At 71.8% G+C, this 14281-nt stretch carries 10 protein-coding genes; 4 read left to right on the forward strand and 6 right to left on the reverse strand.

Annotated elements, in window-relative coordinates:
• Window positions 1-6 precede the first annotated feature (6 nt).
• Window positions 7-360: an RNA-binding S4 domain-containing protein gene (locus FM110_RS07330; protein WP_234992023.1), complete on the forward strand. Its 354-nt coding sequence runs from the start codon at window positions 7-9 to the stop codon at window positions 358-360.
• A gap of 41 nt (window positions 361-401) precedes the next feature.
• Here the strand turns inward: FM110_RS07330 and FM110_RS07335 are convergent, their stop codons facing one another.
• Both FM110_RS07335 and FM110_RS07340 read right to left on the reverse strand, forming a co-directional pair.
• Complete coding sequence (locus FM110_RS07335) at window positions 402-1859, reverse strand: PrsW family intramembrane metalloprotease (RefSeq protein WP_234992025.1); 1458 nt, start codon at window positions 1857-1859, stop codon at window positions 402-404.
• The gene (locus FM110_RS07340) at window positions 1856-2608 is read right to left on the reverse strand and encodes a DUF4282 domain-containing protein (protein WP_143276307.1); all 753 of its coding nucleotides are present in this window, start codon (window positions 2606-2608) and stop codon (window positions 1856-1858) included. The genes FM110_RS07335 and FM110_RS07340 overlap by 4 nt, the downstream gene beginning before the upstream one ends.
• A 302-nt stretch (window positions 2609-2910) precedes the next feature.
• Between FM110_RS07340 and clpB the strand changes: the two genes are divergently transcribed.
• Window positions 2911-5538: an ATP-dependent chaperone ClpB gene (clpB, locus tag FM110_RS07345; RefSeq protein ID WP_087104077.1), complete on the forward strand. Its 2628-nt coding sequence runs from the start codon at window positions 2911-2913 to the stop codon at window positions 5536-5538.
• A gap of 439 nt (window positions 5539-5977) precedes the next feature.
• Entirely contained in the window at window positions 5978-7933 is a 1956-nt protein-coding gene (locus FM110_RS07350; RefSeq protein ID WP_234992027.1) for an HNH endonuclease signature motif containing protein, read from the forward strand.
• Between the two features lie 95 nt (window positions 7934-8028).
• Here the strand turns inward: FM110_RS07350 and nadE are convergent, their stop codons facing one another.
• Together nadE and FM110_RS07360 are read right to left on the reverse strand one after the other, a co-directional pair.
• Window positions 8029-8853 (reverse strand): ammonia-dependent NAD(+) synthetase, encoded by an 825-nt coding sequence (gene nadE / locus FM110_RS07355; RefSeq protein WP_087104079.1) that lies wholly within the window; start codon window positions 8851-8853, stop codon window positions 8029-8031.
• A gap of 421 nt (window positions 8854-9274) precedes the next feature.
• Window positions 9275-12340 carry a leucine--tRNA ligase gene (locus tag FM110_RS07360; protein ID WP_087104081.1) on the reverse strand — a complete coding sequence of 1022 codons (3066 nt, stop codon included), beginning with the start codon at window positions 12338-12340 and terminating at the stop codon, window positions 9275-9277.
• Between the two features lie 262 nt (window positions 12341-12602).
• Between FM110_RS07360 and FM110_RS14755 the strand changes: the two genes are divergently transcribed.
• Window positions 12603-12725 (forward strand): DUF6767 domain-containing protein, encoded by a 123-nt coding sequence (locus FM110_RS14755; RefSeq protein WP_268802193.1) that lies wholly within the window; start codon window positions 12603-12605, stop codon window positions 12723-12725.
• Between the two features lie 51 nt (window positions 12726-12776).
• On the opposite strand, the gene FM110_RS07370 is transcribed toward FM110_RS14755, so the two are convergent.
• Both FM110_RS07370 and panD read right to left on the reverse strand, forming a co-directional pair.
• Window positions 12777-13688 carry an AEC family transporter gene (locus FM110_RS07370; protein ID WP_327230574.1) on the reverse strand — a complete coding sequence of 304 codons (912 nt, stop codon included), beginning with the start codon at window positions 13686-13688 and terminating at the stop codon, window positions 12777-12779.
• A 53-nt stretch (window positions 13689-13741) separates the two neighbouring features.
• Window positions 13742-14149 (reverse strand): aspartate 1-decarboxylase, encoded by a 408-nt coding sequence (gene panD, locus FM110_RS07375; RefSeq protein ID WP_087104148.1) that lies wholly within the window; start codon window positions 14147-14149, stop codon window positions 13742-13744.
• Window positions 14150-14281 lie beyond the last annotated feature (132 nt).

The following is a 14281-nucleotide window of genomic DNA, read 5'->3' on the forward strand; positions in this document are numbered from 1 at the left end:
AGTGCGGTGCGCCTCGATGTCTGGCTGTGGTCGGTGCGGCTCGCCAAGACCCGCTCGGCGGCGACGGCCGACTGCCGCGGCGGCCACGTGCGTCTGAACGGGCAGCCGGTCAAGGCCGCGCAGCCGGTGCATCCGGGCGATGAGGTGCGCCTGCGTCGTCCGGGCATCGAGCACGTCTACCGCGTGCGGCGCCTGCTGGCCCGGCGCGTGGGCGCGCCCATCGCCCGCGGTGCCTACGAGGACCTGACCCCGCCGCCGCCCCCGCAGATGCTCGCGCGGCCGCCCCGCCGCGATCAGGGGGCGGGACGGCCGACGAAGAAGGAGCGGCGGGAGATGGACCGCCTGCGCGGGCGGGATTGACCCGTCGAGGGCGGGACTGACCCGTCGCGCAGGCGGACACGTCAGCGGGCGAAGGCGAGGAGCTCCTGCCGGTTGGCCGTGAGACGGTCGAGGAGACGGCGCTCCTCGGCGACGGCCTTCGGATTCGCCCCGTCGGCCAGCAGGCGCTGCCGGTTGGACGCCAGGTCCGCGGACTCGCGGATGAAGCGGCGCATCACCTGGGGCGCCCCGATGGCGCGGGCCCAGCGGCGACCCTCGCGGCGTCCCTTCCAGGTCGCGAGCATGTCGACCTCCTCATGGGTGAGCCAGCCCTGGTTGGCGTAGTCACCCAGGCGGATCCGCGTCAGGCGGGACTCGTCGAACACGAGGTAGCCGATCAGGCACAGCCACAGGGCGGATTCGAACATCTCGAGGATCAGCATGATGATCAGGCCCGTGAGACCCATCGCGCCCATCATGAGCGAGCTGCCGCCGTTCCACAGCGCGTGCAGGGCGATGCCGGGCCAGGTCGCCACGAGGAACGCCACGAGCGCGGGGATCGTGCCCCACTTGCGCACGACGAGCCCCATGATCACGCCGGTCAGCGACGTGTAGATCGCGTGGCCGAAGATCCCGATCACGCCGCGGATCGTGATGATCATGATCGAGTCGGTGATGGTGCCGCCGGCGTCGACGAGGTTCAGGTAGTAGCCGATGTTCTCGACGAAGGCGAAGCCGCCGCCGATCAGCGCGCCGTAGACCAGGCCGTCCAGCGGCCCGTTGAACGCCTTGCGGGCGACCAGCAGCAGGACCACGAGCCCCAGGCCCTTGCTGGTCTCCTCGACGATCGGTGCGACGGCGGCGCTGACGAGGAAGTCGGCCGCCCCCTCGCTGCCGGTCATGGAGTAGATGAAGATGATCAGCGCCGTATTGAGGATGTACGCGGCGCTCGCGGCGATCGCCGCGCCCCAGAACACGGCGATGAGGAGCAGCGGGAGCGGCTGCGGGTCCCAGCGGTCGGCCAGCACGATGATCCCGATGATCACGAGCAGCGAGACGAAGGCGATCGCGGCGTAGACCGGCCACAGCACCGGGTTGGACTGCCCGGCCATGACGAAGGACGCGAAGCCGATCAGCAGGGTCACCGCGAGGATCAGCCCCAGCACGCCCGCGAGCACCCAGGCGACGATGGTCGAGACCGGGACGGGCGTCTTCTGCTGCGATACCTGCTCGATGCGGCGGGTCTGCGTGGCCCATGCCGACTGCGGCTGCGCCTGCTGCGGCTGCTGGATCCCGTGGGGCGCGTAGCGCTGGCGGGTGAGCGTGGAGACGGGGTGCACCGACGTGTCGTACAGCTTCGGCAGGCCGTAGTCCACGTGCTGCGGGGCCTGCTGGAACTGCGGGGAGCCGGCGGCGGTGCCCTGCGGGGCGGCGCCCGGGCGGGGGCGGCCGTTGGGCATGACCTGACCGGAGCCCTGCGGGGGGTGCTGGCCCGGGGGCGGGTACGGCCCGGATCCCTGAGGAGGCATCGGCTGGTTCATGCGTGGGTCCTTCCGTGGGTGCGGGTCGGCGGGATGAGGTCGTCAGCGGCGTCGGCGCTCTCCGCCCCGGTGCCGTCGGCGGTCTGCTCGACGAGACGCGCCAGGAGCTCGGTGGACTCGCGCGTGTCGCGCGCGGCGCGGACGGTCGCCGTGAACAGCTCGATCACGGCGCGGCCCGCGACGATCGCCAGCAGCGCCGGGATCCAGCCGAGGAGCACGATGAGGATCGGCAGCCACGGGGCGGTCGGCGTCGAGTCCCAGTAGGAGGCGGGGTTCGGGGCGAAGCCGATGATCGCGCCGAAGATGATCCAGCCGAGCCAGTGCAGCAGGACGGCCAGGACCCACAGGCCGTACAGGATGCCCGCGGCATCGGCCACGAGCGAGCGGCGGAAGGAGAAGTCCACGAGGGACTTCAGCAGGCGCACGGGCAGCGACTCGCCGGTGGCCGACGATGCGCCCGTTCCCGTGACGGAGGAGCGGGACGCGGCGCCCGCTCCGGAGGATGCGGCGGGGGAGCCGGGGACCGGAGCGGCGCCGGTCGCCTCGGAGGCGGATCCCGCCGTCGGCACGGGGGCCGGAGCCGGCGAGGAGCCCCACGCCGGGGCCGACCCGTAGGGCGCCGACGATCCCGCCGATGCCGATGCCGATGCCGATGCCGGTGCCGGTGCCGATCCGTACGGCGCCGGCGACTCGGCCGGAGCCGATTGCGGGGAGGTCGGGTAGGGGAGGGGAGGAGGGGTCTGGGACATGATCGGGTCTCCTGACGGGACGCCCACGGGCCCCGGGTCAACGGCAGTGCGGGTGGGGACGAGAGAGGACGGCGCTTCGGCCGGACCCCCGTGCGATCCTACCTGTGACGCGCGACATGTCTCTCGCCGCTGTGGATGACCGTGCCCTGTGCGGGATCGGCGTCGCAGATCACGTCGCGCCGCAGAGTTGAGCGGAATACGCTCAAGGTTGTTCTCGTTGCACTGGATGCGGGTCGCCCGGCCCGCGATCATCCGCCCGGGACCGCCCCGGTGCACGACATCCGATCCAGGAGGTCCCCGTCGTGGAATTCCGCTTCACCGCCCGGTCGCAGGAGGCCGTCGCGGCCGCCGCGCAGCTCGCGGAGGAGCTCGGCAACCCCCAGATCTCCGCGCTCCATCTCCTGTCGGCGCTGCTCGACCAGAGCGACGGCATCGGCACCACCGCCCTCGCCGAGCTCGGTTGCGACATCGCCGACCTCCGCCGACGCGTCACCGACGCGATCTCCCGCCTCCCGCGCGTCAGCGGCGGCGGCGAGCGCCGCCCGACGTTCGTCGGCGACGGCTACGACGCGCTGGAGGCCGCCCGCACCGAGGCGGACTCCCGCGGTCTCACGTTCCTGTCCACCGAGCACCTGATGATGGGCATCGCCCTCGGTTCGGACGACGCCGCCCGGCTCCTAACCTCCGCCGGAGCCGCTCCGGACGCCCTGCGCGATGCCATTGACCGTCTTCGAGGGGAGAACACCATGGACACCGAGAACCCGGAGGGCTCGTTCAAGAGCCTCGAGAAGTTCGGCGTCGACCTCACCGAGATGGCCCGCGAGGGCCGTCTGGACCCGGTGATCGGCCGCGACGCCGAGATCCGCCGCGTCGTGCAGGTCCTGTCCCGACGCACCAAGAACAACCCTGTGCTGATCGGCGAGCCCGGCGTCGGCAAGACCGCCGTCGTCGAGGGCCTGGCCCAGCGCATCGTCGCCGGCGACGTGCCCGAGTCGCTGCGCGGCAAGACGCTCGTCTCGCTCGACCTGTCCTCGATGGTCGCGGGCAGCAAGTACCGCGGAGAGTTCGAGGAGCGCATGAAGGCCGTGCTCGACGAGATCCGCACCAGCAACGGGCAGATCATCACCTTCATCGACGAGCTGCACACCGTCGTCGGCGCCGGCGGCTCCGGCGACGGCGCGATGGACGCCGGCAACATGCTCAAGCCGATGCTCGCCCGCGGCGAGCTGCGCATGGTCGGCGCGACCACGCTCGACGAGTACCGCGAGAACATCGAGAAGGACCCGGCGCTCGAGCGCCGCTTCCAGCAGGTGTTCGTCGGCGAGCCCAGCGTCGAGGACACGATCACGATCCTGCGCGGCCTCAAGGACAAGTACGAGGCCCACCACAAGGTCTCGATCACCGACGCCGCGCTGGTGGCCGCCGCGACGCTCTCGGACCGCTACATCTCCGGGCGCCAGCTGCCCGACAAGGCCATCGACCTGGTCGACGAGGCGGCGAGCCGCCAGCGCATGGAGCTGGACTCCTCGCCCGTCGAGCTCGACATCCTGCGCCGCCAGGTGGACCGCCTGAAGATGGAGGAGCTCGCGCTGCAGGGGTCGGACGACCCCGGCTCGCGCGCCCAGCTCGACTCCGTGCGCGCCCAGCTCGCGGACCGCACTGAGCGCGCCGACGCCCTGTCGGCCCGCTGGGAGCGGGAGAAGGCCGGGCTCAACCGGGTGGGCGAGCTCAAGGCGCGCCTCGAGCAGCTGCGCATGCAGGCCGATCGCGCCCAGCGCGAGGGCGACCTGTCCGCGGCCTCGAAGATCCTCTACGGCGACATCCCCGCGCTCAAGACCGAGCTGGTCGAGGCTGAGGAGGCCGAGCGCACGGGCGCCCTGGGCGAGGACGAGAAGCCGCTCGTCTCCGAGCGCGTCGGGCCGGACGACATCGCCGAGGTCGTCGGCGCCTGGACGGGCATCCCCGCCGGTCGCCTCCTGCAGTCCGAGACGCAGAAGCTGCTGGAGATGGAGGACATCATCGGCCAGCGGCTCATCGGCCAGCGCCGCGCCGTCGCCGAGGTGTCCGACGCCGTCCGCCGCGCCCGCGCCGGGATCGCGGACCCGAACCGCCCGACCGGCTCGTTCCTGTTCCTGGGCCCCACGGGCGTGGGCAAGACGGAGCTGGCCAAGGCGCTCGCGGAGTTCCTCTTCGACGACGAGCGCGCCATGGTGCGCGTGGACATGTCCGAGTACGGGGAGAAGCACTCGGTCGCACGCCTGGTCGGCGCCCCTCCGGGGTACGTCGGCTACGAGGAGGGCGGCCAGCTCACCGAGGCCGTGCGGCGCCGTCCGTACTCGGTGGTGCTGCTCGACGAGATCGAGAAGGCCCACCCGGACGTCTTCGACATCCTGCTGCAGGTGCTCGACGACGGCCGCCTCACCGACGGCCAGGGCCGCACGGTCGACTTCCGCAACGTCATCCTCATCATGACCTCGAACCTGGGCGCCCAGTTCCTGCAGGACCAGGGGCTGGATCGCAAGGCCCGCGAGGAGGCCGTGATGTCGGTGGTGAGGGCGTCGTTCAAGCCCGAGTTCCTCAACCGCCTGGACGACGTGGTCATGTTCGACCCGCTGGCCCCCGAGGACCTCGCGCGCATCGTGACGCTGCAGGTCGCGTCCGTGGCCTCGCGCCTGGCCGACCGGCGGATCGCGCTCGACGTCTCCGATGAGGCCACGCGCTGGCTCGCCGAGAAGGGCTTCGATCCGCTCTACGGCGCGCGCCCGCTCAAGCGCCTCGTGCAGAAGGAGATCGGCGACGCCCTGGCGCGCCTGGTCCTGCGCGGCGAGGTGCACGACGGCGACACCGTGCGCGTGGACGTCGACGGCGGCGAGGGCGCCGATGCGCTCGCGCTCTCCGTCGAGGCGGGGGAGGAGTCCGCGGGGGCGTGATCCCCGCCTGAGCTCACGCCGTCGAGCGCTCGCCGACCGGCCTGTTCCCCGTCAGGGGAGCGGGCCGGTCGGCGTCTGCGGGGTCCGGGATGGATGTGTGCGGCTCCCGCGAGATGTCGTAGGTGAGGCGATCGCGCTGTGGTGCTGGGGCCGTGTCGGTGGGCCTGATGCTGTGACAAGAGCGCGGCTCGATGCCGGGGGTGTTGTTCCGTGCGCAGCAAGGAGGCGTGCCTGGACGCCTCTGCTCCGGGCCCTCGTCACGGGGTGCCCCGCGTTTCCTCCACATGCAGACTTATGCACATTTCCGCTGGTGGTAGCCGTTTGTCGCCCACTCGGGCTACACTGAGTCGAACAGGTGTTCGAGACGGGTTTCATGTTCGTCAGCCGTCCGTTCGGGGCGGTGCGGCGGAGATGAACCGCAGGCAGAGGAGGTGGAGCGATGGGTGCATGGGGCGGATCTCAGCCGCGTCACCGTCTGTCTCCGCTCACGCGCGAGTCCCTTCCCGAGCACGCCCTCGTCGTCTTCGCGGACGCTCGGCCCGGGGCGTCTGCAGACACGCCGGTGGCCAGCGCGGCCCCCGGCAGCGGCGGGGCCCCGGACGTCGACGACCCGGGACGATGCGCTGAGTCGCTGGAGGCGGCCGCCTCCCGCGTGCTCGCCCGCGAGCTCCAGGAGCTGTGGGATGACGGCGCCGAGGAATCCGCCCGCCTGGCATCCCGCATGCGGCGCCTGGCCGTGTTCTGGGTCGACCTCGATGCGGACCCGGATCGCATGGCGGCCGATGACGCGGAGATGCGTGTCGCTCTCGCCCTGCGCATGTCCCCGACGTCGGCTCACCGGCACATCCATGACGCGCACGTCGCCGTCCATGAGCTGCCCGGGGTCCACGCGCGGCTCGCCTCCGGCGAGCTGCCGGTGACGTGGATGCAGCAGATCCTGCGCGGAGTCCGCGACCTGACGGCCGGGCAGAGGAGCGAGGTCGACGCGGAGATCGCCGGCTGGGACCTGGCGTGGACGCCGGAGCAGTTCCGGCGTCGGCTCTCGCTGCTGCTCACGCGCATCCGCTCCCGAGAGCCCGTCCCTGCGGACCGCACGCCCGAGGCGCTGCGGCGCGTCGAGGTCTTCCCCGTCGAGGACGAGGGCATAGCGTGCCTCCGTCTGCTGGGGCCTGTCCCCGAGATCACGTCGCTCGCGCGGCGGCTCGACGCGTCCGCTCGAGCCGTGCAGGCCGCCCAGCGACGAGCGCTCGAGGCCGGTGCCGCTGCGACCGGGATCGGTGCGGACGCGTCAGCGGACGGTGAGCTGGTCTCCGGGACCGGGGCGGATGCGCTAGCGGCCGGTGCGATCGCATCCGAAGCCGGTGCGGCTCTGCCTGCGCTGGCGGACAGCGTCCCGGATATCCCCTTCGACGATGGGACCGTGCTCACGACGGGACGGGCGATGTCCCTGGCGCGCCTGCGCTTCGACATCATGGCGCGGTCCGTGCTGGAGACCGGCGCGGTCGAGATCCCGTCCGAGCGCTTCCGCATCAACGTGGTGGTGCCGGCGCTCGCTCTCCTCGGCGCGAGCGATGCGCCGGCCACTCTCGACGGGACCGTGCCGATCCCTGCTGCGATGGCCCGGTCGCTCGCCGGCGGCGAGGGCGTGTGGCACCGCGTGCTGACGGACCCCGCCACCGGCGCCTTCCTTCCGCTGCCCGCCCAGCGCTACACCCCCACGGCGGCGATGCTCGAGCACCTGCGGCTGCGCAACGCGACCTGCGCCGTGCCCGGATGCACGCGTCCCTCGTCCTGGGCCTCGGAGTGCGACCACATCGAGGAATACGACCTCCGCGATCCCGCGTCCGGAGGTCTCACCGAGATCGAGAACCTCCACCTGCTGTGCTGGCAGCACCACCAGATGAAGACCGCCGGTCGGATCGATCCGGAGAGATGCGGTCTGCCGCCACGGGACGGAGAGCCGTTCGCGATATTCCCGTCCGCATCGCCACCGGAGGATCCGACGGCCGCACCTGCGGCAGCGCCGAAGAAGCCGACTCCAGATGCGGCGAGCCCTGGGCCCGTTGCGAGGTATCCCGAGCCGGATCTCACGACGTCCGTTCCCAGGCCCGATGTCACTGATTCCGTGTCCGATGCGCCAGGAGGCGCAGCGCGCCGCCATGCCGTCTGCCCGCCGGGTGCGACACGGTGGGAGCTCGGCGACGGGTCGCGCGTGACGGTCGAGGACGATGTGGACGTGATGACGCCCCGGACGGTCGCCGAGCTCGAGGTGCACTGGAACCGGCATCTCGCGCTCGTCGAGGAACGAGAGCAGCGGTCACAGCAACAGCACGCACAGCAGCTGCGGGCACGGCAACAGCAGGCTCAACCTCCCTGGGGACCTCCGCCGTTCTGACCCGTTCCGGAGGCACCGGCGGCTGCCAGTGCCGGATGCGCGCGACAGCGGCACAGCTGAGGAGTGCCAGAGGTCTGGCCGAGACGCTGAGGGGATCAGTCGCGCCACCACGTGTCGTGCATCGTGACCGGCAGTGCGCGCTTGTGGCGCGAGCGCAGCCAGATGCCCTCGAGCTTCTCGGCCGCGGTCGCGTCGATGTCTCGGCCCTCGAGATAGTCGTCGATGTCGTCGTAGCGCAGCCCCAGCTCGGCCTCGTCGGCCTGACCGGGACGCCCGTCCAGCAGATCCGCGGTCGGCATCTTCTCGGTGAGGCGTCCATCGGCGCCGAGCTCCGCGAGCACCGCCCGCACCTGGCGCTTGTTCAGCCCGGCGAGAGGCAGCAGGTCCGCGCCGCCGTCGCCGAACTTCGTGAAGAACCCGGTGACGTTCTCCGCCGCCTGATCGGTGCCGATCACCAGCAGCCCGAGATCCCCGCCGATCGCATACTGCGCGGCCATGCGCATGCGCGCCTTCGTGTTCCCCTTGGTGAAGTCGCTGAGCGCCGCGCCCATCCCCTCGGCATAGGCCGAGGCCAGGCCGTCCGCACCGGCACCCACGTTGATGGTCACCTCGCGGTCCGCGGCGATGAAGTCGAGCGCCGCCTGCGCATCGTCCTCATCGGCCTGCACCTTGTACGGCAGACGGACGGCCACGAACGTCGCCTCACTGCCGGACTCGCGGACCCGCTCGGCCGCGAGCTGGGCCAGACGCCCCGCGCACATCGAGTCGACGCCGCCGGAAATCCCGAGCACGAACCCGTTGGCGTGGGCCGCGGCGAGATAGTCGACGAGGAAGGCGACGCGCGCCTCGACCTCGGCGGCCGGATCGATGACGGGACGGACGCCGGTCTCGGCGATGATGCGCTGCTGCAGCTCTCTCATGCGCCGCAGTGTACGGGGGCGGCAGGCGGACGTGATTCGAGCGGCCCGCGAACCGTGAACCGCGAACCGCGGCGCCGCGAACCGCGGCGCCGAACGCTGCGCCGTCTGCCATCCTGACGGGCTGGTGCCCGGACGGCTCGATGCGCTGGGCGGGTATCCGGACGCACCGATCGGTGGGCGGGTATCCGGACGCACCGACGGGTGTGCCGACATCCGGACGCACTCACGGACAGGTCGGCATCCGGACGGGCCGACGGGCGGGCGGGTATCCGGATGCGCGGACGGGCGGGCCAGCATGCGGACGAGCCGACGGGACGACACCCGGACGGCCGACGGGCGGGCACCGTTCCCGATGCCCGCCCGTCAGTCGGCCCGATGGTCGACAGCCATACCGTCAGTCGACGGTCACATCGTCACACCGTCACACGACGATGTTGACCAGCTTCGGCGCGCGCACGATCACCTTGCGCACCGTCTGCCCCTCGAGCAGACCGGCGACCTTGGGATCGGCCAGGACGAGCGCCTCGAGATCGGCCTCGGAGATCTCCGGGTCCACGTCGATGCGGTGCTTGACCTTGCCCTTGAGCTGGACCACGCAGGTCACGGCCTCGGCGACCAGCAGCGCGGGATCGGCCACCGGATACGGGGCGCGGGCGATCGACTCCTCATGCCCCAGGCGCTCCCACAGCTCCTCGGCCATGTGCGGGGCGAACGGCGCGACCATCAGCACGAGCGGCTCGACGGCCTCGCGCGGAGAACCTGACTGCGCGCCGCCCTGCGAGCCGCCCTGTGCGGCACCGGCCTTGGTCAGGTGGTTGACCAGCTCGATCAGCTTGGCGATCGCCGTGTTGAAGCCCATCTGCTCCATGTCCCGGGAGACGCCGTCGATGGTGCGGTGCACCGCACGCCGCGTCTCGGGCGACGCCTCGGCATCGGAGACCACGGTCTCGCCGGTCTCCTCGTCGACCACCAGGCGCCACAGGCGCTGGAGGAAGCGCTGAGAGCCCACCACGTCGCGCGTGTTCCACGGCCGCGACAGGTCCAGCGGGCCCATCGACATCTCGTAGACGCGCAGGGTGTCGGCCCCGTACTCCTCGTACATCTCGTCGGGGGAGACGGAGTTCTTCAGGGACTTGCCCATCTTCCCGTACTCCTGGAAGACGGGCTTGCCCTGGTACGTGAACGACCCGTCGGCCTCCTCGACCACCTCGGCGGCAGGCACGTACACGCCGCGCTCGTCGGTGTACGCGAAGGCCTGGATGTAGCCCTGGTTGAACAGGCGGTGGAAGGGCTCGCGGCTGGTCACGTCACCGCGGTCGAACAGCACCTTGTGCCAGAACCGCGAGTACAGCAGGTGCAGCACCGCATGCTCGACGCCGCCGACGTACAGGTCCACGCCGCCGGCATCGCCCTCGCTCCGCGGGCCCATCCAGTAGGCCTCCGCCTCGGGGTCGACGAGGCGCTCGTCGTTCGTCGGATCCACGTAGCGCAGCGGGTACCACGAGGAGCCCGCCCACTGCGGCATCACGTTGGTCTCGCGACGGTACCGGCGCACGCCGCGCCCGTCGCCCAGGTCCAGCTCGACCTCGACCCAGTCGTCGTTGCGCGACAGCGGGGTCTGCGGCTCGGTCTGGGCATCCTGCGGATCGAAGGTGCGCGGGGAGAAGTCCGTGACCTCGGGCAGGTCCACCGGCAGCATCTCGGCCGGGAGGGCGATCGGCGTCTCGGGATCCTCGACGTCGTAGACGATCGGGAAGGGCTCGCCCCAGTAGCGCTGGCGGCTGAACAGCCAGTCCCGCAGACGGTAGGTGGTGCGGGCGCGGCCGAAGCCCTTGCGGGCCGCGTACTCGGTGGCGCGGCGCTTGGCCTCGTCCTTGTCGAGCCCGTTGAGGTCCAGCTCGGCGCTCGCGGAGTTGATCTTCTCGCCCTCGCCCGTGTACGCGCCGCCCGCGAAGTCCTCCGGCGGGCGCACGGTCCGGATGACGGGCAGGTCGTAGGCCTCGGCGAAGGCGAAGTCGCGCTCGTCCTCGGCGGGGACCGCCATGATCGCGCCCGTGCCGTAGCCCGTCAGCACGTAGTCCGCGGTGAACACCGGCAGCGAGCGGCCGTCCATCGGGTTGGTGGCGTACAGGCCGGTGAAAACGCCCGTCTTGGAGCGGTCGTCGGCGGTGCGCTCGGCATCGTCCTGTGCGGCGGCACGCGCCTGGTACGCGGCGACGGCCTCGCGCGGCGACGCGGGGACCTCGGTGCCCTCGGCAGAGTCCGTGCCCTTAGCAGAGTCCGCGCCCTCGGCGACGTCCGCGGCGCCGCCGTCCGCCCGCTTCCAGGCGTCCTTCGTGCCCTCGGGCCACTCGGCCGGCAGGGCGTCGACGTCGGCCAGCAGCGGGTGCTCGGGCGCGAGCACGCAGAACGTCGCGCCGAACAGGGTGTCGGCGCGCGTGGTGAACACGTCGAAGGACGCCGCGCCGTCGCGTGCCGCACCATCGCCTGCGGCCCCCAGCCCGGTGACGGGGAACGTGATCTGCGCGCCCTCGCTGCGGCCGATCCAGTTGCGCTGCATCGAGCGCACGGACTCGGGCCAGTCCACCCGGTCCAGGTCCTCGAGCAGGCGGTCGGCGTAGGCGGTGATGCGCATGTTCCACTGGCGCAGACGGCGGGTGAAGACGGGGAAGTTGCCCACCTCGGAGCGACCGTCGTTGGTGACCTCCTCGTTCGCGAGCACGGTGCCCAGGCCCGGGCACCAGTTCACGGGGGTCTCGGAGATGTAGGCCAGGCGGAAGGCGTCGGCCAGGCGCGCCAGCTCGGCGTCGGAGGCGCCCGGCACGTCCGCGGCGGAGCGGCCGCGCCACTGCTCGGGCAGCTCGAGGCCCTGGCGGTCCGCGAGCTCGAACGGATCGACCGTCCCGGCCCGCAGCTCTTCGATGAGCTCGGCGATCGGACGGGCGCGCCCGGTCACGCCGTCGGCGTTGGGCGCCGTCGGGTCGTACCAGGAGTCGAAGACGCGCAGGAAGATCCACTGGGTCCAGCGCACGAACTCCGGGTCCGTCGTCGCGAAGGAGCGGCGCGCGTCGTGGGACAGACCCAGGCGGTGCAGTTGGCGGCGCATGTTGGCGATGTTCGCCTCGGTGGTGATGCGCGGATGCGTGCCGGTCTGCACGGCGAACTGCTCGGCGGGCAGGCCGAAGGCGTCGTAGCCCATCGTGTACAGCACGTTGCGGCCGCGCATCCGCTGCTGGCGGGCCACGACGTCGGTGGCGATGTAGCCCAGCGGGTGGCCCACGTGCAGCCCCGACCCCGAGGGGTAGGGGAACATGTCCATGATGAACATCTTCTCGCCGAGCTCGGCGGCGCTGCGGCCGTCGGACAGCGGGCCCGTCGGGTTCGCGGCGGCGAACGTCCCCTCGTCGTCCCAGCGCTGCTGCCAGCGCTGCTCGATCCGATCGGCCATCGCGGCCGTATAGCGGTGGGGGGCGATGCTCTCGCTCATGGGGATGTGCTCCTCGTTCCTGCGTCGTGGATGACGACGCTCCTGCTGACATGAAAAAACCCTCGTGCGAACGAGGGGAGCCGCGCCGGTGCCCTGGTGCTCAGGGCCTGGTCCGACGCGGCTGCGGAAGCAGGAGCCGACGTGTCATGGGGGCAGTCTACGCGGCGGGCAGGGCAGGAAGCCGGGCGGTCCGGTGCGCGGGCCCGGGTGCGAACGCCAGGGGGGCTGCCGGACGGCTGCGCTGCGCATCGGCCCGCGGACCTTGGAGGCTCGCCGACCGCGCAGCTGTTCCGCCGACTGCCCCACCGTGCGCCTGGTCATGGAGGACCCGGACCTGCGCGAGATGCTCCACGAGAAGCGGATGGCGGCCAAGCAGGCGTCCTGAGCGCGGAGGCTCGGCATCGTGCCGGCCCCGCGGTGATCAGCCCAGCAGTGCCTAGCCCAGCAGCGCCGAGACCAGCAGCAGCGCGGCGACGGTCCCGATGGTCGTGACGAGCACGGTGTCGCGCGCGAGCGTCTCCGAGGCGCGGAAGCGCGAGGCCGCGACGAACACGTTCTGGGCCGTCGGCAGCGCGGCCATCACGACGACCGCGAACAGGTCGTGACCCGCGAGCCCCAGCACGAGGCCCGTTCCTGCTGCGATCGCGGGCATCAGCCCCAGCTTCGCCGCGGTCGCGACCGCGACGAGCTTGCGGTTGCCTTCCTCGGCGGCGAGCGGATGCGATCCGATGAGGGAGAGCCCGAAGGCCATGAGCATCCCCGGGATCGCGAGGTCCGCGAGCGAATGCACGGGGTCCAGCAGGAACTCCGGCACACGCACGTCGAGGGCGAGCAGCACCAGGCCCAGCACCGTCGCGAGGATCGTCGGGTTGCCGACCACGCCGACCACGCCGGCCGCGAGGGCGCGCGGGCTCGGGCGCCGGCCGCTCGTCACGACGTGCAGGCCGAACTGGTAGATCGGGGTGTACAGCGCCTGCTGGAACAGGATCACCGGCAGCGCGTGCGCGGGCGAGCCGAGCACATAGGTGGCGATCGGGAAGCCCATGTTGCCGCCGTTGGCGACAGAGGAGCAGATCGCCGTCACGAGAGCGTCGACGCGGGAGCGCTTCGTGAACAGGCGCATGACCAGCAGCATGAGCGCGCCCGTCCCCAGGCCCGCCGCGGTCGCCACGACGATCGGCGCGCCCAGGACCGCGGCGATGTCGGAGTCCAGCAGGGACACCAGGACGAGCGCGGGCGAGCCGACGAAGAAGGTCGCCCGGTTGAGCACGAAGCGGGCGTGGGCGGGGTCGCCCATCACCCCGGAGCGGCCCGTGATCCAGCCCACCGCGATGAGGGACCAGACGATGAAGAAGCCGGAGAGGACACCCGCCGTGGGTCAGCGCGGTGCCGGTCGCCGCGTCAGCGGCTGGGGACCTGGTCGGGCATGCCGGGCACGGCCTCGGCCGGGTCATCGCCGATGCGCACGATGCGGTTGTCGGCGTCGACGTGCACGACCGTCGGACGGTGCTCGCGGGCCTCGGCGTCGTCGAAGATCCCGTAGGCGATGAGGATGACGAGGTCGCCGGGTGAGACGAGGTGGGCGGCGGGCCCGTTGATGCAGATGCGGCCGCTGCCGCGCTCGCCCGCGATCGCGTAGGTCACCAGGCGCGAGCCGCTCGTGACGTCGACGATCGAGACCTGCTCGTTCTCGAGGATCCCGGCGGCATCGAGGAGGTCCGCGTCGACGGTCACGGAGCCGATGTAGTGCAGATCGGCCTGGGTGACGGTCGCGCGGTGGATCTTCGAGGTCATCAGTGTGCGCATCATCGCCGCCATTGTTCCCCAGGGCGGGCCGCTCCGCAGGGGCGGGGGCCGTGAGATCGGCGACGTCGGCGCGCTCCAGACCCGTCCGCCCCTGTCGGAGCGGGCGGTGCGTACCGGATGATGGACGGCGCAGTC

This window comes from Brachybacterium nesterenkovii, from assembly GCF_900163655.1.
In the GTDB taxonomy this organism is placed as follows: Bacteria; Actinomycetota; Actinomycetes; order Actinomycetales; family Dermabacteraceae; genus Brachybacterium; species Brachybacterium nesterenkovii.

What these genes read in the sequence shown, in the direction of transcription:
- FM110_RS07360 (WP_087104081.1), bottom strand. Translation starts at nt 12,340, where the DNA reads ATGAGCGAGAGCATCGCCCCCCACCGCTATACGGCCGCGATGGCCGAT.
- FM110_RS07350 (WP_234992027.1), top strand. Translation starts at nt 5,978, where the DNA reads ATGGGTGCATGGGGCGGATCTCAGCCGCGTCACCGTCTGTCTCCGCTC.
- FM110_RS07340 (WP_143276307.1), bottom strand. Translation starts at nt 2,608, where the DNA reads ATGTCCCAGACCCCTCCTCCCCTCCCCTACCCGACCTCCCCGCAATCG.
- FM110_RS07335 (WP_234992025.1), bottom strand. Translation starts at nt 1,859, where the DNA reads ATGAACCAGCCGATGCCTCCTCAGGGATCCGGGCCGTACCCGCCCCCG.
- nadE (WP_087104079.1), bottom strand. Translation starts at nt 8,853, where the DNA reads ATGAGAGAGCTGCAGCAGCGCATCATCGCCGAGACCGGCGTCCGTCCC.
- panD (WP_087104148.1), bottom strand. Translation starts at nt 14,149, where the DNA reads ATGATGCGCACACTGATGACCTCGAAGATCCACCGCGCGACCGTCACC.